The sequence below is a fragment of the Telluria sp. RB2R28 genome (assembly GCF_059685835.1).
Map to the genome: position 1 here is coordinate 599,144 of NZ_JCASIK010000002.1, position 18,487 is coordinate 617,630.

General features: G+C 64.0%; 18 protein-coding genes. 2 read left to right on the forward strand and 16 right to left on the reverse strand.

Annotated elements, in window-relative coordinates; genetic code table 11:
* Positions 1-22 precede the first annotated feature (22 nt).
* From AC56LV_RS10280 to ndk, 4 genes are all read right to left on the reverse strand, one after another.
* Positions 23-1,024 carry a RodZ domain-containing protein gene (locus tag AC56LV_RS10280; RefSeq protein WP_499557385.1) on the reverse strand — a complete coding sequence of 334 codons (1,002 nt, stop codon included), beginning with the start codon at positions 1,022-1,024 and terminating at the stop codon, positions 23-25.
* Positions 1,025-1,051: 27 nt separating this feature from the next.
* Positions 1,052-1,861 (reverse strand): type IV pilus biogenesis/stability protein PilW, encoded by an 810-nt coding sequence (gene pilW / locus AC56LV_RS10285; protein ID WP_499557387.1) that lies wholly within the window; start codon positions 1,859-1,861, stop codon positions 1,052-1,054.
* Positions 1,861-3,030: a dual-specificity RNA methyltransferase RlmN gene (rlmN, locus tag AC56LV_RS10290; RefSeq protein WP_499557389.1), complete on the reverse strand. Its 1,170-nt coding sequence runs from the start codon at positions 3,028-3,030 to the stop codon at positions 1,861-1,863. Before rlmN ends, pilW begins: the two co-directional genes overlap by 1 nt.
* Before the next feature lie 126 nt (positions 3,031-3,156).
* A complete protein-coding gene (gene ndk / locus AC56LV_RS10295; RefSeq protein WP_367610835.1) occupies positions 3,157-3,582 on the reverse strand; it encodes a nucleoside-diphosphate kinase in 426 nt (141 codons plus the stop codon).
* Between the two features lie 252 nt (positions 3,583-3,834).
* Between ndk and AC56LV_RS10300 the strand changes: the two genes are divergently transcribed.
* Positions 3,835-4,518: a Bax inhibitor-1/YccA family protein gene (locus AC56LV_RS10300; protein WP_183555426.1), complete on the forward strand. Its 684-nt coding sequence runs from the start codon at positions 3,835-3,837 to the stop codon at positions 4,516-4,518.
* A 220-nt stretch (positions 4,519-4,738) separates the two neighbouring features.
* On the opposite strand, the gene rlmD is transcribed toward AC56LV_RS10300, so the two are convergent.
* From rlmD to AC56LV_RS10335, 7 genes are all read right to left on the reverse strand, one after another.
* Positions 4,739-6,109, reverse strand: a complete 1,371-nt coding sequence (gene rlmD, locus AC56LV_RS10305) for a 23S rRNA (uracil(1939)-C(5))-methyltransferase RlmD (protein ID WP_499557391.1) — start codon at positions 6,107-6,109, stop codon at positions 4,739-4,741.
* Positions 6,110-6,357: 248 nt separating this feature from the next.
* Positions 6,358-7,353 carry an RNA polymerase sigma factor RpoS gene (gene rpoS, locus AC56LV_RS10310; RefSeq protein ID WP_499557393.1) on the reverse strand — a complete coding sequence of 332 codons (996 nt, stop codon included), beginning with the start codon at positions 7,351-7,353 and terminating at the stop codon, positions 6,358-6,360.
* Between the two features lie 6 nt (positions 7,354-7,359).
* A complete protein-coding gene (locus AC56LV_RS10315; RefSeq protein WP_499557395.1) occupies positions 7,360-8,235 on the reverse strand; it encodes a peptidoglycan DD-metalloendopeptidase family protein in 876 nt (291 codons plus the stop codon).
* Positions 8,236-8,288: 53 nt separating this feature from the next.
* Positions 8,289-9,137: a protein-L-isoaspartate(D-aspartate) O-methyltransferase gene (locus tag AC56LV_RS10320; RefSeq protein WP_499557397.1), complete on the reverse strand. Its 849-nt coding sequence runs from the start codon at positions 9,135-9,137 to the stop codon at positions 8,289-8,291.
* Positions 9,134-9,883, reverse strand: coding sequence for a 5'/3'-nucleotidase SurE (gene surE, locus AC56LV_RS10325; protein WP_499557399.1), 750 nt, complete (start codon positions 9,881-9,883; stop codon positions 9,134-9,136). The genes AC56LV_RS10320 and surE overlap by 4 nt, the downstream gene beginning before the upstream one ends.
* Positions 9,884-10,067: 184 nt before the next feature.
* Complete coding sequence (gene yoaA, locus AC56LV_RS10330) at positions 10,068-12,170, reverse strand: DNA repair helicase YoaA (protein ID WP_499557401.1); 2,103 nt, start codon at positions 12,168-12,170, stop codon at positions 10,068-10,070.
* Positions 12,171-12,218: 48 nt separating this feature from the next.
* Positions 12,219-12,419, reverse strand: coding sequence for a YdcH family protein (locus tag AC56LV_RS10335; RefSeq protein WP_183555433.1), 201 nt, complete (start codon positions 12,417-12,419; stop codon positions 12,219-12,221).
* A 193-nt stretch (positions 12,420-12,612) separates the two neighbouring features.
* On the opposite strand from AC56LV_RS10335, the gene AC56LV_RS10340 reads away from it, so the two are divergent.
* Positions 12,613-13,377 (forward strand): PP2C family protein-serine/threonine phosphatase, encoded by a 765-nt coding sequence (locus AC56LV_RS10340; protein WP_499557403.1) that lies wholly within the window; start codon positions 12,613-12,615, stop codon positions 13,375-13,377.
* On the opposite strand, the gene AC56LV_RS10345 is transcribed toward AC56LV_RS10340, so the two are convergent.
* From AC56LV_RS10345 to odhB, 5 genes are all read right to left on the reverse strand, one after another.
* Positions 13,374-14,060 carry a hypothetical protein gene (locus AC56LV_RS10345; RefSeq protein WP_499557405.1) on the reverse strand — a complete coding sequence of 229 codons (687 nt, stop codon included), beginning with the start codon at positions 14,058-14,060 and terminating at the stop codon, positions 13,374-13,376. The genes AC56LV_RS10340 and AC56LV_RS10345 overlap by 4 nt on opposite strands.
* A gap of 29 nt (positions 14,061-14,089) precedes the next feature.
* Positions 14,090-15,187 (reverse strand): cell division protein ZapE, encoded by a 1,098-nt coding sequence (gene zapE / locus AC56LV_RS10350; protein WP_183555436.1) that lies wholly within the window; start codon positions 15,185-15,187, stop codon positions 14,090-14,092.
* Between the two features lie 91 nt (positions 15,188-15,278).
* Positions 15,279-16,709 carry a dihydrolipoyl dehydrogenase gene (gene lpdA / locus AC56LV_RS10355; protein WP_499503191.1) on the reverse strand — a complete coding sequence of 477 codons (1,431 nt, stop codon included), beginning with the start codon at positions 16,707-16,709 and terminating at the stop codon, positions 15,279-15,281.
* Positions 16,710-16,724: 15 nt separating this feature from the next.
* Positions 16,725-17,078: a PspC domain-containing protein gene (locus tag AC56LV_RS10360; protein WP_499557407.1), complete on the reverse strand. Its 354-nt coding sequence runs from the start codon at positions 17,076-17,078 to the stop codon at positions 16,725-16,727.
* A gap of 54 nt (positions 17,079-17,132) precedes the next feature.
* Positions 17,133-18,410, reverse strand: coding sequence for a 2-oxoglutarate dehydrogenase complex dihydrolipoyllysine-residue succinyltransferase (gene odhB / locus AC56LV_RS10365; protein ID WP_499557409.1), 1,278 nt, complete (start codon positions 18,408-18,410; stop codon positions 17,133-17,135).
* Positions 18,411-18,487 lie beyond the last annotated feature (77 nt).

Here is an 18,487-nt window from a genome sequence, read left to right on the forward strand (position 1 = left end):
TTGGTTCCAGCGAGTGATCAGCTTATTTCAGGGCCACGCGTGCAATGGTCTTGCCCGGCTGCTGTGGCAGCGGGACATCGGCGCCGCGCAGTGTCGCGGTCACGGCGCCCGGCACGCCGACGGTCAGGTTGACAGGACCGGCGACTTCGACCGACTCGGTGCTGCCGGCCTTGACGAGGCGCGAGATCAGCGGACGACCGCCGCCGCTCGGGCGCACTTCGATCCACGAATCGGCGCGCACGTTCAGCACCAGCGTGTTCGCGCCTGCGGCAGCCGGTGCTGCGGCGGCCGGTGCAGCAGCAACTGGCGCCGGCGTGGCGGTTGCCGGCGCAGTGACCGGCGCCGCGGCAGGCGCCGCAGCCGGTGCGGTCGGCGTCGTTGGCGCCGTCGTCGGTGCACCCGCCGGGGCCGTGCCCTGGCTCGATGGCGACGGCACCGAGATGAGCGGCACCGACGGATTGATCAGGCCTTGCTGGACCGGCGCAGCAGTACCCGGTGCCACGACACCGGCAGCCGGATTCTCGAGCACCATCGTATCGCCCGATTCGACATCGCGGTTCAGACTTGGAATCAGGTTGAACTGCCAGGCCGCAACGGCGGCGCCGGCCACGACGACCACGGCGGCGATCCAGCCCAGCGGCAGGCTGCGGCGCTTGCCATTGATCGGGAAGCGGGTTTCCGAGAACGCAGCCGGTTTTTGTTCACGGCGCGCAGCAGCCATCGCCGACTGGGCGCCCGCGCGGGCTTCCGGCGGCATGTTCAGTTCGATCATCGACACCAGTGGCGCCGCGTCGATGCGCAGCAGCTTCGCGTAAGCGCGCACGAAACCGCGCGTGACGGCTGGGCTGGGCAGCGACGCGTAATCGCCCGCTTCCAGCGCCAGCACCTGGCGCGGCGCCAGCTTGAGCTGGTCGGCAACCTGCTCGACGCTCCAGCCCATGGTTTCGCGCTGGGATTGCAGGGTCTTGCCAGGGATGCCGGACGCGTTGCCCGGTGCGGCTGGCTGGTCTGCTTGCTCGTTCATTGTCCTTGTCCTTGTCCTTGTTCTTCTTTACTCACCAAACGCCCCGCGCTCGTACGCTGCGTACTCGGGCGAACCGGGGAAGCGGCGCCGCAGCTGGGCTGCCAGCGACGCTTCATGGGTCCGGTCACCCGCCTTGCGGCCGATGCGCATGGCAAGCCACAGCGCATCGGCCGACAGCGTCTCGAGCTTGGCTGTCTCGAGCAGACGGTTGATGAAAAAACCGGCGCGCTCAAGGTCGCGCCGCTCGTAGTACACCCGCGCCAATCCGGTATTGACCGTCGGCAGACCGGGGTTCAGACGCAAGGCTTCGAGCAGATAGCGCTCGGCCGCATCGTTGTTCCGGTTCTTGATGCTGCACACGCCCGCATTCACCAGCGCGCTGAGCGGCGTCTGGTAAGTGGGGTTCTTCAGTGCCGCATCGAAATAACGCATTGCCTCGGCCGGGCGGTTGACCGACTGGCACAAAAACGAACCGAAGTTGTTTGAAAACTCCGGATCGTTCGGGCGCAGGCGCAGCGCCTGCTGGTAATTCTCTTCAGCCAGCGGATACTGGCCCATCGACGTATAGACCAGCGCGCGCAAGCCGTACGCATCGGCATAGGCCGCATCGGCCGCCAGCGCCTTCTTGATTTCGTCGAGCGCGATCTCGTACTTGCCCTGCTGATAATAACCGACCGCCAGCTGAATGCGGATCGACGCACGCTTCTCGCCCGCCGTCTGATCCGACGCCGTCTTGAGCTCGCCGGTAGTACCCGACCCGCTGCCCGCGTTGCTGGCGCATCCGGCCAGCAGGGTCAGGGTCGAGGCGAGTGCAAGCGCGGCGGCGGCAAGCTTCATCAGGTCGGGATCTCCACGATGCGCCCGAAGTCGGCGCCGAACTTTTTCTGGTACTCGGCCATTTTCTCCATGCGCTCGGCCACCCGGGTGCGGTCCTTGACCTCACCGGCCAGCTGGCCGCAGGCGGCGTCGATATCGTCGCCGCGCGTCTTGCGCACGGTGGTGACGATGCCAGCATCCATCAGCACCTGGGCAAACGCCTTGATGCGGGGATTCTTGGAGCGGAACAGGCCCGACTCGGGGAACGGATTGAACGGAATCAGGTTGAACTTGCAGTTCACGCCGACCACGGGGTCGTTGACCAGCGCGATCAGTTCGCGTGCGTGCTCGTCGCTGTCGTTGAAGCCGTCGAGCATGCAGTATTCGAAGGTGATGAAGTCGCGCGGCGCAAACTCGAGATAGCGCTTGCAGGCAGCCATCAGTTCGCGCAGCGGGTATTTCTTGTTCAGCGGCACCAGGATATCGCGCAGCGCATCGTTCGACGCGTGCAGCGACACTGCCATGGCCACCGGCACATCCTGCGACAGCTTGTCGATGTTGGGCACCACGCCCGAGGTCGACAAGGTCACGCGGCGGCGCGACAGGCCGTAGGCGTTATCGTCGAGCATCAGTTTGAGCGCGGTAACAGTGGGTTCGTAGTTCAGCAGCGGCTCGCCCATGCCCATCATCACCACATTGGTGATCTGGCGTTCGCCTTTCGGGCCTGGCTCGATGCCTTTGGTGCGGCGCAGCTCGAACTCGGCCATCCACAGCTGGCCGATGATTTCGGCCACTGTCAGGTTGCGGTTGAAGCCCTGCTTGCCCGTCGAGCAGAAGCGGCAGTTGACGGCGCAGCCGGCTTGCGTGGAGATGCACAGCGTGCCGCGGTTTTCTTCCGGGATGAACACGGTTTCGACCGCATTGCCATTGCCGACATCGACCAGCCACTTGCGCGTGCCGTCGGTGGACGTGTTGTCGCTGACGATGGCTGGCGCGCGCACTTCGGCGCGCGTACGCAGCTTTTCACGCAGCGACTTGGCCAGGTCGGTCATGCTGTCGAAGTCCGCGGCGCCAAACTGGTGGATCCAGCGTTGCAATTGCTTGGCGCGGAACGGCTTCTCACCCAAGTCGGCGCAATAAGCGACGAGTTGCGCGGGATCGAGGTCCAGCAGGTTGGTGAGCGTCGTCATGGCAAAAATTCCTCAGTTTCAGCACCCGCTCGCGTCAGCCCTTGGCCGCAGGCGAGCGGGTTACTCATTGCATTAGTCCGGGGAGAATGCTCCGGGGCGCGCCCGGACTGCGCTCCCCCTTACTAATTAACGCGAGTAGACGTTCAGTGCCGGGAAGTAGTAAGCGATTTCCACAGCAGCGGTTTCGGCAGCGTCCGAACCGTGAACAGCGTTGGCATCGATCGAATCGGCGAAGTCAGCGCGGATGGTGCCGGCGTCAGCTTTCTTTGGATCGGTTGCACCCATCAGGTCGCGGTTTTTCAGGATCGCGCCTTCGCCTTCGAGGGCGGTGACCATGACTGGGCCCGAGATCATGAAGTCGACCAGGTCCTTGAAGAATGGACGTGCAGCGTGCACAGCGTAGAAGCCTTCGGCTTCAGCGCGCGACAGTTGCACCATGCGTGCAGCGACGATCTTCAGGCCAGCTTCTTCGAAACGGCTGTAGATTTTGCCGATCACGTTTTTTGCGACTGCGTCAGGCTTGATGATGGACAGGGTGCGTTCGATTGCCATGAGAAAACTCCAATAAAATGAAAGGTTTAGAACTGAGCGATGTAAACAAACTTTGGGACTCAATTAACCTTCAATTTTACCATATCCGACCCGAAAAGCTCATATTGCGGTGGCGGTCGGCAAGGTGGTACAGTGGCGGCAAATCTACGTCCAGTTTCTCCGTCAACCTTCATGCTCGTTTAAGCCACGTGTTATAGGATGATAGGTAGTTGCTGTACAGTACCTGCAGTTATTCATTCCTCCGGAGGCACTATGTATCCTAGTACCCAAAGTACCATCGACCTGACCAAAGGTGGCCAGGCCTCGCGTAACAAAGTGCTACGCAATACTTACTGGTTGCTGGCGCTATCGATGATCCCGACCGTGGCAGGCGCCTTCCTTGGCGTGTCCATGGGTGTCGCGCTGTTCAGCGGTATCCTCGGCTTCGTGATCTTCATGGCCGTCGCATTCGGCTTCATGTGGGCGATTGAAAAGAACAAGGACTCCGGCCTGGGCGTTGCCCTGCTGCTGGGCTTTACGTTCTTCATGGGCCTGATGCTGGCCCCGCTGCTGACGCACACGCTGAACTATTCGAACGGCGGCAGCCTGATCATGACCGCCTTCGGCGGCACCGCGATCGTGTTCGCCGTGATGGCCAGCATCGCCACCACGACCAAGCGCGATTTCTCGGGCATGGGCAGCTGGCTGATGGCCGGCGTCGTCGTGTTGCTGCTGGCCGTCGTCGCCAACATCTTCCTGCAGATGTCGGTGCTGTCGATCGTGATCTCGATCCTGGCGATCGGTATCTTCTCGGCCTTCATCCTGTATGACGTCCAGCGCATCGTCAACGGCGGCGAAACCAACTACGTCACCGCCACGCTGTCGATCTACCTGAACGTCTTCAACATCTTCTCCAGCCTGCTGCGCCTGCTGGGCATCGTGGGCGGCGACGACTGATCGTCCCCTGCCCCGATAAAAAAACCGGCCACTGGCCGGTTTTTTTTCGTTCATTCACTTCCGTACCCACAGCGGGGGTCAGGTCTGACATTCGGACACGACCTCAGCTTTAACCACTTCCAACGGTGTCTAGCCCATCGTTAGCATGACCCGATCCCAGCCAATTTCCGCTGCCCGACTGTCGAGGTCGTGTCCGAATGTCAGACCTGACCCCGGCTTTTCAAGTCCACTCCTCTGCTGGAGCTGGCTTCTCACCCAGCTCGAACACACCGATCGATTCCACGTGGGAGGTGTGCGGGAACATGTTGACGACGCCTGCCTTCGTCATCACGTAGCCGGCTTCGTGCACGAGGATGCCGGCGTCGCGTGCCAGTGTCGACGGGCTGCACGAGACGTACACGATCCGCTGCGGCATCAGGTGCTCGTGGGTGGTGCGCAGCTCGGCCAGTGCTTGCGCCAGCGCCATGGCGCCATCGCGCGGCGGATCGATCAGCATGCGGTCGAACCGGCCCAGCGTCACCAGGTCTTCTTTCGTCACGTCGAACAGGTTGCGGGTCGAGAATGCCGTTTTGGCGGCCAGGCCATTGGCGCGGGCATTGTCCAGCGCGCGTTCGGTCAGCGCCGTGCTGCCCTCGATGCCGACGACTTCGCGCGCCTGGGTTGCCAGCGGCAGCGTGAAGTTGCCCAGGCCGCAGAACAGGTCGGCCACGCGGTCGGTCGGCTGCACGTCCAGCAGGCGCAGCGCCTTCGAGACCAGCACGCGGTTGATCTGGTGGTTGACCTGGGTAAAGTCGGTAGGCTTGAACGGCATGCGGATGCCGAACTCGGGCAGCGTGTAATACAGGTCGGTGCCCAGCGGATAGTACGGATGCGCCGAGTCAGGCCCCTTCGGCTGCAGCCACCAGTGAATCTTCCATGTGTCGGCAAATGCCTTGAGCAGCGTTTCGTCCTTGCGGCTCAGTGGCGCCATGATGCGCAGTACCAGCACGGTCGATCCTTCGCCGATCGCCAGCTCGATCTGGGGCACATGGTCGATCACCGACAGTGCCGCGATCAGTTCGCGCAGCGGCACGATCAGGCGCGCGACGTGGTCGGGCAGGATTTCGCAGGTGACGATGTCGGCCACCAGCGCCGAGGCTTTCTCGTGAAAGCCCACCATCACCGTGTTTTTCTTCGGCACGTTACGCACCGACAGACGCGCGCGGTAGCGGTAATCCCAGGTCGGGCCGTACATTGGCCGCAGGATGGTCTCGGCCTTTACCTTGGCGATGTGCTTGAGGTTATCTTCGAGCACGCGCTGCTTCATCGCGACCTGCGCGCCCGGCTCCAGGTGCTGCATCGAGCAGCCGCCGCAGTAACCGAAGTGGATGCATTTGGGCTCGACCCGCATCGACGACGCGCGCTGCAGCGTGACCATGCGGCCCGCTTCCCAGTTCTTCTTTTTCTTGAGCGTCTCGTAGCTGACGCGCTCGCCCGGCAGTGCGCCTTCGACGAAGACCACTTTACCGGGCGAGCCGTCGGCGTTCTCGAGGTGGCCAACGCCGCGCCCGTCCATGTCAAGGGATTTGATGTCGATGAAAATGTCGTGCATGGGCGATCAGAAAGGAGTGAGCGTCGAGGGGAGAATGCGCTGGCGGCGCGGCCGCACAGGCGCGCGCATGATAGCAAGGAAACGGATGAGGCGCTATCGTAACCGGATGATCTGGCTGCCAACCATCACCGCGTGGACGGCGTAGGGTGGGCGGCTTTGCCGCCCACGCGGTGAGCGTTATCGGCGCCGCTTACGTGCCGGATGATCTGGCTGCCAACCATCACCGCGTGGACGGTGCCCCGTCCACCCTACAGCAAAGCGTCACGCACGACGCCACGGGCGGCCATCGCCCGCTTGAGTTTCACCAGCGCTTCCTGCTGGATCTGGCGCACCCGCTCGCGCGTGACGCCTAGCTCGTCGGCCAGCGTCTCGAGCGTGGCCGGCTCGTCGTTGTCCAGGCCGAAGCGGCGCGTGACGACCAGGCGCTGCTTGTCCGGCAGGCGCGCCAGCCAGTCGCGCACCAGCAGCGCGGCTTCCTGCTGCTCGGCATGGGCATCGGGGCTGCTCTCGCCGTCGTCGGGCAGCACGTCCATCAGGCTCGATTGCGGATCGTTGTCGAGCGGCGCATCGAGCGAGGTGGGATGTTCGGACAGCATCAGGATGTCCTGCACCTCTTCGACCGGGCGGCCGACCAGGCTGGCGATATCCTCGCTCGAGGCTTCCTTGCCGTCACGGGTTTGCGCTTCGAGATGGTATTTGGCGCGCAGCACGCCATTGAGTTCGCGCACCATGTGCACCGGCAAACGCACCGTGCGCGCCTGGTTCATGATCGCGCGCTCGATGCTCTGGCGGATCCACCAGGTCGCGTAGGTCGAAAAGCGAAAGCCGCGCTCGGGCTCGAACTTGTCGATCGCGCGCATCAGGCCGATATTGCCTTCCTCGATCAGGTCGAGCAGCACCACGCCGCGGTTGATGTAATGCTTGGCGATCGAGACGACCAAGCGCAGATTGTGCTCGATCATTGTCTGGCGCGCGCCAAAATCGCCGGCCTTGGCCAGCGTGGAAAAATGGACTTCCTCGGCGTGCGTGAGCAGCGCGCGGGTGCCGATCTGGTTCAGGTAGTGCTGGGTGGTGTCGGTCGCGAGCTCGGCCTGCAAGACCTTGCGCAGCTCGTCGACCGTATCGACAACGGTGGCAACCGCCAGCGGCTCGCCGTCGCCCGCAGCAGCCACCGCCCCGCTTTCCGGGTCATCCGGAAACTCGTCGGTGTCCTGCGAATCGAGCGAGTGCGGCGGCTGTGTCATACCATCCTATCGAACGGGCAGGAACCTCGTCGGGTCGACCGGCTTGCCCTGCTGGCGAATCTCGAAGTGAAGCTTGACCAGGTCGGCGTCGGAATCGCCCATTTCGGCGATCAGCTGGCCCTTGGCCACGTTGTCACCTTCCTTCACGACAATCTTGCGATTGTGCGCGTAGGCCGACAACAGGCTGTTGCTATGCTTGACGATCACGAGGTTACCATAACCGCGAATCCCGCTGCCAGCGTACATGACCTTGCCGGAACCGGCGGCCACCACGGGCTGGCCGGCCTTGCCGGCGATGTCCAGGCCCTTGTTGCGGCCGTCGTCGAAGGTGGCGATGACGCGCCCTTCCGATGGCCACATCCAGCTCAGGCGCGCTTCGTCGCTGGCGCCGGCAACCGGGGCCGCTGGCGCTGCCGGTACGACCGGCGTGACGGCCGGGACGCTTGGCCGCGTATCGGCCGTGCTTTCGGTAACTGGTTTCTTGTCGACGCGCGGCTCGGCCTTGCGCGGCGCGGTAGCAGCCGGCGGCATCGGGATCGGCTGGGTCTGGACGTTGGCCGTGCGCTCGCCGCCCGGCGGGCTCACGCGCAGTACCTGGCCGACCTTGATGTCGTCCGGATTGGCCAGCCTGTTCCAGTCGACCAGGTCGCGGTAGTTCTGGCCGAAGTCGAAGGCGATGCGCAGCAGCGTATCGCCCTTGCGCACGGTATACATGCCGCGTTCGTCGTGCTTGGGGGTATCGTCGACGCGCACCGGTGCCGGGCGGGTCTGGACTGGTGCGGTGCCGCGCTCGACGACGGGCGCCTGGCGGGTCGTGGTGGAACAGCCGGCAACGAGGCCGATGATGATCGTCAGGAGGGCGAAACGCGGTGCTTGTGTCATTGGCATTCTTTAGTCTTGTCGGCGTACTGCGGGCCTGGCGGCCCAGATTGAAATTAGATGGTGCCCGGGCGCAGGGGCACGAAGTGGCATGCTTCCAGCGTTTCGCTGGTCCACTCGGCCTTGCCGGTGCGGGTTATGCGGTGCAGGTGCTGCACCTCGGCGCCAACGGGCGCGACCAGATGCGCACCGATGGCCAGCTGCTCGAGCAGCGCGCGCGGCACATCGAGGCCGGCGGCCGCGAGAATGATACCGTCGAACGGCGCCACCTGCGGCAAGCCTAACATACCATCGCCATACTGCAAACGCAGGTTCGATATGCGCATCGGGCGCAGATTGGTTTTGGCAAGCTCGTGCAGGGCCTTGATGCGCTCGATCGAGTATACGTCCTTCGCGACGAACGACAGCACCGCGGCCTGGTAGCCGCAGCCCGTGCCGATCTCGAGCACGCGCTCGAGCTTGCGGCCGGCGCACATCATGTCGATCATGCGCGCCACGATATACGGCTGCGATATCGTCTGCTGATGACCGATTGGCAGCGACGCATCGACATACGCCTGGCCCGACATCGCGGGCTCGAGGAACAGATGGCGCGGCACGATTTCCATGGCGCGCAGCACCTGCGGGTCATTGACGCCATGGCGCGCAATGCGCGCGACCATCGCGCGGCGCACCGCCTCGGTGGCCGCCAGGTCCGAACGCTGGGCGGTCGGTGCGCCGGTAGCAGCCGGCACATAGCCGGGCGCGCGTGCGGCCGGCCCTGCCTCCGGCGGCGCCTTGCTGCCACTGGCGGCGTTGCGGGTCGCGGTCTGCGGGGTGAACACCGGTGCCGGCGCGCCGGGTTTGCGCACGCCGCTGGTCGTCGACGACAGGGGCAACGGGAAGTTCGGCCGCGCGTCTTTCATGGCAAGGCTCCAGCCAGCAGATCGAGCTGGGTCTTGTGGGTGAGGTCAATTTGCAGCGGCGTGATCGACACGCGCCCCTGCGCCGTGGCGTGGAAATCGGTGCCCTCGCCCGCATCGAGGCAGGCGCCCGGGGCGCCGATCCAGAAGATCTCGCGCCCGCGCGGATCCTGGGCGCGGATGACAGGTTCGGCCTGGTGACGGCGGCCGAGGCGGGCCGGCGTCAGCGGGCCGATCTGCTCGTACGGCAGGTTCGGGATGTTCACGTTGAGCAGGAACGGCGACGGCAAGGCGGCAAACCCGCCCGCGGCGAAACGCTCCACGATGTCGCGCGCCACGCGGGCCGCATCGTCCACGTGGGCCCAGCCGCTATTGACCTGCGAGAACGCGATGGCCGGCACGCCGAACAGATACGCTTCGGTGGCCGCAGCCACGGTGCCGGAATACAGCGTGTCGTCGCCCATGTTCTGGCCATTGTTGATGCCGGAAACCACGAGGTCGGGCAGCGCATCGGACATCCCGGTCAGCGCAATGTGCACGCAATCGGTCGGCGTGCCATTGGTGAAGTAAAAGCCGTTTGCCGCCTTGTGGACCGACAGGGGGCGGTCGAGTGTGAGAGAGTTGGATGCGCCCGAGCGGTTGCTGTCGGGCGCGACGACGACGATCTCGGCGATTGGCGCGAGCGCATCCGCCAGCGCCTGGATGCCGGGCGCGAGATAGCCATCGTCGTTGCTAATCAGTATCCGCATGAAGGCGATTTTACCTGAAGCAACGCTTGTATCGACACTTGGTCGCGGAAAAATGCAGCCGGATTTCATGATCCGGAACGCTGAATGCCGCTTTGACACGCCACCAAGAGGGATGTCTTAGCGAATTGACAAGCAGCGTGGCAAGAGCAGCAACGGCCGAAACACCACGCTCTTAAACTGGCGCTCAAGCACCCGCGCCGGTATCGCTGTCATCCGCCTCTGCCGCCGCCGGTTCGAAGAAGCGCAGCACGTCTTCCTGCACCCGCGTGCGCTTGAACGATGGCAGGCTTTGCCAGATGCGGCGTCCGTACGGCTTGGTGATGAGGCGCGGATCGCAGATCATCAACACGCCCCGGTCGTCGACGTCGCGGATCAGGCGCCCTGCCCCCTGCTTGAGCGTGATGATCGCCTCGGGCAACTGATGATGCATGAAGCCGTTGAGCCCCTGCTTTTCCATCACCTCGATGCGCGCAGCCAGCACCGGATCGTCCGGCGGCGCAAATGGCAGCTTGTCGATGATCACGAGCGACAGCGCATCGCCGCGCACGTCGACGCCTTCCCAGAAGCTCTGGCTACCCACCAGCACGGCATTGCCGGCCGTGCGGAACGAATCGAGCAATTCGGTGCGGCCCCGCTCGCCCTGCACGAACAGCGGGAAATCCCAGCCGCGCTCGACAAACTCGACCCGCAGGCGTTCCGCCACCTTGTTGACGGCGCGAATCGTCGTGCACAGGAAGAACGTGCGTCCACCAGCGGCCTTGATCACCGGCAGCGCCGCGTCGACGACGGCGTCGGTGTAGACAGCCGCCTGCGGTTCCGGCAAGCCGGTCGGCACGTACAGCAAGCCCTGGTTCACGTAGTCGAACGGGCTTGGCCACGTTTTGGCCGGCTCGCCCGTCAGGCCCAGCTGGTCAGAGAAATGCTTGAAGTCGTTTTTGACGGCCAGCGTTGCCGACGTAAAGATCCAGCTGCGCGGCGTGCCTTCGCGCTGGTTGGAAAAGATCGGCGCGATCGACAGCGGCGTCTTGTGCAACTGCAGCGACGACGCAAACGCTTCGGCCCACAGCACGGCCTGCTCGGCAGCGGGCGCCTTGGCGTCCGGTTTCCAGCCGTCGATGGCGGCGGCCAGGTCATGCGCCCGCACACGGCAGGCTTCGATCGTTTCGGCGCGCGCGGCGTTTTCTTCGAGCACGGTGATCATCCCTGCCAGCTCGGCTTTGAGCTTGTCGAGCGCCGGGAAGAACTGCGACGTCGGCATGATCTGCGGCAGCGACAGGCGCAGATTGCCTTCACCGAACGCCAGGCGCAGGTCGCGCGCCGCTTTCTCGACGACGGTCACGACCTTGGCCCAGTCCGGGCCACCGCGCGCATGCGCCAGGCCTTCGGCCAGCACGTCGCGGCACAGTTCGAGCACTTGCGAGGTCGACACCGACTGGCCAAAGAACAGCGTCGCCGTGTCGGGCAGCTGGTGCGCCTCGTCGAAGATGATGGTGTTGGCCGACGGCAGCAGCTCGGCCACGCCGGTGTCCTTCAGCGCCACGTCGGCAAAGAACAGGTGGTGGTTGACGACCACGATGTCGGCCTGCTGCGCTTCGCGCCGCGCCTTCATGACGAAACAGTCCTGATAGTACTGGCACTCGGCGCCCATGCAGGTATCGCGCGTGGACGTGACGAGGTTCCAGACCGTGGCGGTTTCCGGCACCTTGGCCAGCTCGGCCTTGTCGCCCGAGTTCGTCATTTTGATGAAGCGCGAGATTTCGCGCAGGTGGCCGACGTCGTCGCGCGACGTCAGGCGGCCATTCTGCAGCGTGCGCTCCAGATGGAAATGGCAGACATAGTTCGAGCGGCCCTTGAGCAGCGCCACCGAGACCGGCGCGCGCAGCGCGGCGCGGATGGTCGGGATGTCGCGCATGAACAACTGGTCCTGCAGGTTCTTGGTGCCGGTCGAGACGATCGTCTTGCCGCCCCACAGCAGCGCCGGGACCAGGTAGGCGAAGGTCTTGCCGGTGCCCGTACCGGCCTCGGCCATGAGCACTTGCTGGTTGTCGATGGCGTGGGCGACGGCCTTGGCCATCTCGGTCTGGGCCTGGCGTGGCTTGAAGGTGCCGACGGCGGGCGCGAGCGGGCCGCCCGCACCGAACAGGCGGTCGAGGTCAGCGTCGTACTTGCCGGCGGGGATAGCGGAGTCGGTCGACGCAGCGGAATGTGCTTCCACGGCGCCAGTGGCCGACCCAGCCGTCCCGGCCGGCTCTGCGGCAGGGCCGGGAACAGGGAGATGGTCGGTCAATGTATGTGTCGTAACTTATCTTGAAGAAACGTGGCGTGCAGCAATGGCTCAGGCCGGGATATCGGGGACCAGCTGCATCTTCAGCAGCGTAATATGATCTTTGAGCTGCAGTTTACGCTTTTTGAGGCGGCGCAGTTGTAACCCGTCCGCGTGCCCGTCCGCCGTCAACATGGAGATGACGGCATCGAGGTCGCGGTGTTCCACATCGAGTTCAATAATACGGCGCTGGATGTCCTGGACATCGATCATGATGGTCTGTTCCAAACAGTGTTTACAGATGGGATTGCGGGAATGGGAGCCGGTCGGCGCTGGCGCAGCGGGCCTTCCAGTATTGCCGTAAGCAAATCTTCTTGCTTGTTGGTTGGTTCTCGGTGCATAGTTTAATCCACGCGGTCATTGCCGCCAACAAAGATTGGCGTTAGGCCTAAGAAAACAAGCATTTATGACTTCCTACAGGATCGAAGCGGGTACTGCGCAACACATCGGTAACCGCCCCCAGCAAAACGATCGCGCCGCCCTGTTTACGGGTGCGCGCGCGCCCGGCTATGTGCTCGCGGTGCTCTCCGACGGCATCGCCAACCCGGCCGGGGCCGAACAGGTGCTGCACACGGCGCGCCAGGTATTCGACGAATTCAAGCCGGGCGACCACCCGGACCTCGAGCGCCTGGCCCAACTGCTGCACGAGATCATCAGCGAAACCCACACGGTGATCAAGATGAACGCCATCGCCGGCAAAACGGAGCTTCACGCCAGCTTCGTCGGCCTGGTCATCAGTCCCCATGGCGAAGCAGTCTGGGCCCACGTGGGCGACTCGCGCCTGTATCGCTTCGAGCACGACAAGTGCGCGATGCGCACGAGCGACGTCGCCTATGTCGAGCACCTGATCTCGAGCGACCGCCTGCCAGCCGATGCGGCGCGCAACCACCGCCGCTCCAAGCTGCTGCTCAATGTACTGGGAAACAGCCGCAAGGAGCCGTTCGTTACGACCGGCAGCCACACGGGCCTGGTTGCCGGCGACAGCTTTTTGCTCGGCTCCGATGGCCTGTGGCACTTCTTCACCGACGCCGAACTGGCCGCCGTGACCGCCAAGTCCACGCCGCGCCAGGCCGCCGAAAAGCTCATCAGCAAAGCCGGTGAGCGTTCTCAGGGCAAGGGCGGCAATTGCACCATGGCCATCGTCAAACTGGTCAAACCGGCCGGCGCCTAGTTGCCCGCTGCCGGCGGCTGGCCTGCCTTTTTCGCTGCGTCGTCAGCCACGCGCTTGGCGGCTTTTGCCTCGCGCTCGGCGACACGGCGCGCCACCTGCTTCTGACGCTCGATCGATTCCACACGCCGTGCTTCGGCCGCCGCCACATTCTGGGCTGCCCTCGCCTGGGCATTCTGCGCACGGGCCGCGTTCTCCTGCAGGCGTTTGGTGCGCTCTGCACGCGACTCGGCCGGCGTCGTGCGCGGCGCTGGCAAGGCAGCGCTCGGTGGTGCCTTGACGGCCGGTGGATTGGCCGCCAGTTCGGCTTCTTCTTTCTGGAACGCGGCTTCGGCCACGGCCAGCGCGCGGTCGCGCTCATCGACCTTGGCCTGGCGCAGGTAGCGCGAGGCTTCGATCTCGATGGCGCGCTGCTCGAGCAGGGCCACGCGCTGCTGCTCGCTTGCCTCGTCCAGGCAACGGGTGACGAAGAATTTGTCGTAGCAGACTACTTCGCGTTCGGCGTAGCGGGTTTCGATGGCGCGGCGCTCGGCGGCCACCGCTGCCAGCCGCTCCTGGGCCTGCGCGGTCGATGTCGATGCGGGAGGTGGCACCTCCGGCGCCGCCGGCTGTGTCGTCGAGCAGGCCGCCAGCAGGCTTGCCAGGGCCAGCAACGCGCCTGCGCGCAGCGTGGTAATGCGTGTCATGTGAATCCTTGTTGTCGTGCCTGGCCGTATCAGGCGATCTTGTCGGCCGCGCCGCGCCGCTCGGAGAGCATGTATTCGCGCGACTGCATCTCGATGATACGCGATACGGTCCGGTGGAATTCATTGGCCAGCTGGCCCTGCGTGTAGAGTTCTTCGGGCTCGACGGCCGCCGACATGATCAGCTTGACCTTGTGGTCGTAGAACACGTCGATCAGCCAGGTGAAGCGGCGCGCTTCGGACGACTGGCCCGCCGACATTGCCGGGATACCGGACAACACCACCGTGTGGAACTGGCTGGCCAGTTCCAGGTAATCGTTCTGCGAGCGCGGGCCACCGCACAGTGTGGCGAAGTCGAACCAGATCACGCCCCCGGCACGCCGCAGCGCGCGGATTTCGCGGTTCTCGATATGCACGATCGGCGCTTCGTCGGCGATGTCGGCCACCTTGGCATAGGCATCGCGCAGGGCGCGGTCGGACGCGGCATTGAGTGGCGTGTAATAGGCCTCGACCTGCTCGAGCGCGCGCTTGCGGTAATCGTTGCCGGCATCGACATTCAGCACGTCCAGCTTGTCCTGCAGCAGCGCGATCGTCGGCAGCATGCGGTCGCGGTGCAGGCCGTCCGGGTACAGCGTCGACGGCTCGTAGTTCGACGTCATCACGAAGCTCACGCCGTTGTCGAACAGCGCCTTGAGCAGGTTGTACAGGATCATCGCATCGGCGATGTCCGAGACGTGGAATTCGTCGAAGCAGATCAGCCGGTATTTCTTGGCGATGCGCTTGGCCACTTCGTCGAGCGGATCGGCCACGCCTTTCAGTTCATCGAGCTGCCCGTGGACGGCGCGCATGAATTCGTGGAAGTGCAGGCGCGTCTTGCGCACCACCGGCACGACCGAATAGAACGAGTCCATCAGGAACGATTTGCCGCGCCCCACCCCGCCCCACATATAGACGCCCTTGGGCACCGTGGGGCGGTTGATCAGACGCTTGAAAGCGGACGACCGCTGGGCCTTGTAGGCGACCCAGTCGTCGTACGCCTGCTGCAGGCGGTCCACCGCCATTTGCTGCGCGGGGTCGGACGTGAAACCACGCGCGTTAAGCTCGTGCACATAATATTCTTGAACGTTCATGGGATACCGATAAAAACATGGGGTGGACGGCGACGCCGTCCACCCCATGGAGTTCACGCGCCGGCAAGCATGCCGGCGAAGTTTCTGCTGCTTAGAAGTTCAGCGAACGCTTGTCCACCGCCAGAGCGGCTTCTTTGGTGGCTTCCGACAGCGACGGGTGCGCGTGGCAGATGCGGGCGATGTCTTCGGCCGAGGCCTTGAACTCCATCGCGACGACGGCTTCCGAAATCAGCTCGGACGCCATTGGGCCCACGATATGCACGCCCAGGATTTCGTCGGTCGTGGCATCGGCCAGGAACTTGACCATGCCCGACGTGTCGCCCAGTGCGCGCGCACGGCCGTTGGCCATGAACGGGAAGGTACCGGCCTTGTAGGCGATGCCTTCGGCTTTGAGCTGCTGCTCGGTCTTGCCGACCCAAGCGATCTCTGGCGAGGTGTAGATGACCCAAGGGATCGTGTTGAAGTTGACGTGACCATGCTGGCCGGCGATACGCTCGGCCACGGCAACGCCTTCTTCTTCGGCCTTGTGCGCCAGCATCGGGCCGCGCACGACGTCGCCCACTGCCCACACGCCTGGCAGATTGGTACGGCACTCGTCGTCGACGACGACAAAGCCGCGCTCGTCGAGCTGCACGCCAACGGCTTCGGCGTTCAGGCCGATCGTGTTCGGCACGCGGCCGATCGAAATGATCAGGCGGTCGAACGTGGTGCTCTGTTCGGCGCCGGTGCTGTCGGCGTAGGCAACAGTGACGTTATTCTCGCCCTTGGTGATCGCGCCGATCTTGCAACCGAGGTTGATTTTGAGGCCCTGCTTGACGAACAGCTTGTGCGCTTCTTTGGCGATCTGCTCATCGACGGCGCCGAGAAAAGTAGGCAGACCTTCGAGCACGGTGACGTCAGCGCCGACACGGCGCCAGACGCTGCCCATTTCCAGGCCGATAACGCCGGCGCCGATCACGCCCAGCTTGCCCGGGACTGCATCGATGGCCAGTGCACCCACGTTCGACAGGATCAGTTTCTCGTCGAATTCGGCGCCCGGCAGCTGGCGTGCGTTCGAACCGGTCGCGATGACCACGTTCTTGGCGGTCAGCGTGTCGGTGGTCGGGCCGCTGACATTGATGGTGTAACCGCCTTCGGCAGTGCCGGCGAACGCGCCGCGGCCATGGAAGAAAGTGACCTTGTTCTTCTTGAACAGGAACAGGATGCCGTCGTTGTTCTGCTTGACGATCGTGTCCTTGCGACCCAGCATCTTGCCCAGGTCGAGTTCGAGGCCCGAAACGTTGATGCCGTGGTCGGCAAACGCGTGACCGGCGTGCTCGAAGTGCTCCGACGACTGCAGCAGTGCTTTCGACGGGATGCAGCCGACGTTGGTGCAGGTGCCGCCCGGGGCAGGCTTGCCGGCGGCGTTGCTCCATTCGTCGATACAGGCAACCTTGAAGCCCAGCTGGGCTGCGCGGATGGCAGCAATGTAACCGCCAGGACCGCCGCCGATGACGACGACGTCAAATTGTTTATCGCTCATTACATGATTCCTTTTTTATTCTTCCGGAACAAATACCCACAGCAGCAGGTAGATCAGGATGCCGAAGCCGAACGTCAGGACGAACAGCACGAAGATCAGGCGCCAGACCCACGACTCGAGGCCATAGGTGCGCGCCAGGCCGCCACACACGCCGCCGAGCCAGCGATCGAGCCGCGTGCGGCGCAGGCCGCTGAGCAGATCGTCGCGGTGCGTGTCGAACGATGAGCCGCTCTTGAACGCGCTCTCCTTCGTCAGGCTGACGGTGGACGCGCCAGAGAGAATGCGCGCCTTGGCCTGCTCGAATTCGGCGTCGGTCAGCGCGCCGGCCTGGTGCAGCTCGTGCAGCCGCTTGATTTCGTCTGACAGCATGTCGTTCTCCGGCAAACTATGACCGGCGCCACGGGGCGCCGGTCAGGTTGAGACTTACAGGTCCAGCAGCAGGCGGGCCGGATCTTCCAGCGCATCCTTCATCGCGACCAGGCCCAGGACGGCTTCGCGGCCGTCGATGATGCGGTGGTCGTACGACATGGCCAGGTAGTTCATCGGACGGATCACGATCTGACCGTTTTCGACGACCGCGCGGTCCTTGGTCGCGTGCACGCCCAGGATGGCCGACTGTGGCGGGTTGATGATCGGGGTCGACATCATCGAGCCGAACACGCCGCCGTTCGAGATCGAGAACGTACCGCCGTTCAGATCGTCCAGGGTCAGCTTGCCTTCCTTGGCTTTCTGGCCGAATTCACCGATTTTCTTTTCGATATCGGCGATCGACATCTGGTCGGCGTTGCGCAGGATCGGCACCACCAGGCCACGTGGCGAACCGACAGCGATACCGATGTCGAAGTAGCCGTGGTAGACGATGTCGTTGCCGTCGACCGACGCGTTCAGCACTGGGTACTTCTTCAGTGCGGCAACGGCAGCCTTGACGAAGAACGACATGAAGCCCAGCTTGACGCCGTGTTCTTTCTCGAACTTGTCCTTGTACTTGTTACGCAGGTCCATGACTGGCGCCATGTTCACTTCGTTGAACGTGGTCAGGATGGCGTTGGTCGACTGCGATTGCAGCAGGCGCTCGGCAATACGGGCGCGCAGGCGGCTCATCGGCACGCGCTCTTCCGGACGGTCACCCTGGCTGGCAGGCGCGGCGGCAGCGACTTGCTGCAGTGGCGCTTTGGCAGGTGCGGCAGCTGGTACAGGTGCAGCGGCTGGCTTGCCGGCGACAGCGGCCAGGGCGTCGCCCTTGGTGACGCGACCGTCACGGCCCGAACCGTCGACGCCGTCGGCGCTCAGGTTGTTGTCGGCCAGGATCTTGGCGGCGGCCGGCATGGCAACGCCTGCTTTCGAGCCGCTCGATGCTGGCGCTGCTGCTGGTGCTGCGGGCGCTGCAGACGCGCCGATCGACGCATTTGGCGCGGCCGACGGGAGGGCCTTGACTGCCAGCGGGCTGGTTTGCGCCGACGCTTCGGTATCGATGACGGCGATGACTTCACCGGCGACGACGGTATCGCCGTCAGCCTTGAGCAGTTGCACGATCACGCCGGCGCTTGGCGCCGGCAGTTCCAGGACCACCTTGTCGGTCTCGATGTCGATCATGTTTTCGTCGCGATCGACGCACTCGCCGACTTTCTTGTGCCACGACAGCAGGGTTGCTTCAGCAACCGATTCCGACAATACAGGGACCTTGACTTCGATTTGTGCCATTTAAAACTCCAGTAATTATTCTTTGCAAGTACCCCCGCGCCGGGCACGGGGGTCGTGGTCTTACTTATGCTTACTTC

Bases quoted from the DNA above. Each gene is read 5' to 3' on its own strand.
- AC56LV_RS10280 (WP_499557385.1), bottom strand. From the start codon at position 1,024: ATGAACGAGCAAGCAGACCAGCCAGCCGCACCGGGCAACGCGTCCGGC.
- pilW (WP_499557387.1), bottom strand. From the start codon at position 1,861: ATGAAGCTTGCCGCCGCCGCGCTTGCACTCGCCTCGACCCTGACCCTG.
- rlmN (WP_499557389.1), bottom strand. From the start codon at position 3,030: ATGACGACGCTCACCAACCTGCTGGACCTCGATCCCGCGCAACTCGTC.
- ndk (WP_367610835.1), bottom strand. From the start codon at position 3,582: ATGGCAATCGAACGCACCCTGTCCATCATCAAGCCTGACGCAGTCGCA.
- AC56LV_RS10300 (WP_183555426.1), top strand. From the start codon at position 3,835: ATGTATCCTAGTACCCAAAGTACCATCGACCTGACCAAAGGTGGCCAG.
- rlmD (WP_499557391.1), bottom strand. From the start codon at position 6,109: ATGCACGACATTTTCATCGACATCAAATCCCTTGACATGGACGGGCGC.
- rpoS (WP_499557393.1), bottom strand. From the start codon at position 7,353: ATGACACAGCCGCCGCACTCGCTCGATTCGCAGGACACCGACGAGTTT.
- AC56LV_RS10315 (WP_499557395.1), bottom strand. From the start codon at position 8,235: ATGACACAAGCACCGCGTTTCGCCCTCCTGACGATCATCATCGGCCTC.
- AC56LV_RS10320 (WP_499557397.1), bottom strand. From the start codon at position 9,137: ATGAAAGACGCGCGGCCGAACTTCCCGTTGCCCCTGTCGTCGACGACC.
- surE (WP_499557399.1), bottom strand. From the start codon at position 9,883: ATGCGGATACTGATTAGCAACGACGATGGCTATCTCGCGCCCGGCATC.
- AC56LV_RS10335 (WP_183555433.1), bottom strand. From the start codon at position 12,419: ATGATCGATGTCCAGGACATCCAGCGCCGTATTATTGAACTCGATGTG.
- AC56LV_RS10340 (WP_499557403.1), top strand. From the start codon at position 12,613: ATGACTTCCTACAGGATCGAAGCGGGTACTGCGCAACACATCGGTAAC.
- AC56LV_RS10345 (WP_499557405.1), bottom strand. From the start codon at position 14,060: ATGACACGCATTACCACGCTGCGCGCAGGCGCGTTGCTGGCCCTGGCA.
- zapE (WP_183555436.1), bottom strand. From the start codon at position 15,187: ATGAACGTTCAAGAATATTATGTGCACGAGCTTAACGCGCGTGGTTTC.
- lpdA (WP_499503191.1), bottom strand. From the start codon at position 16,709: ATGAGCGATAAACAATTTGACGTCGTCGTCATCGGCGGCGGTCCTGGC.
- AC56LV_RS10360 (WP_499557407.1), bottom strand. From the start codon at position 17,078: ATGCTGTCAGACGAAATCAAGCGGCTGCACGAGCTGCACCAGGCCGGC.
- odhB (WP_499557409.1), bottom strand. From the start codon at position 18,410: ATGGCACAAATCGAAGTCAAGGTCCCTGTATTGTCGGAATCGGTTGCT.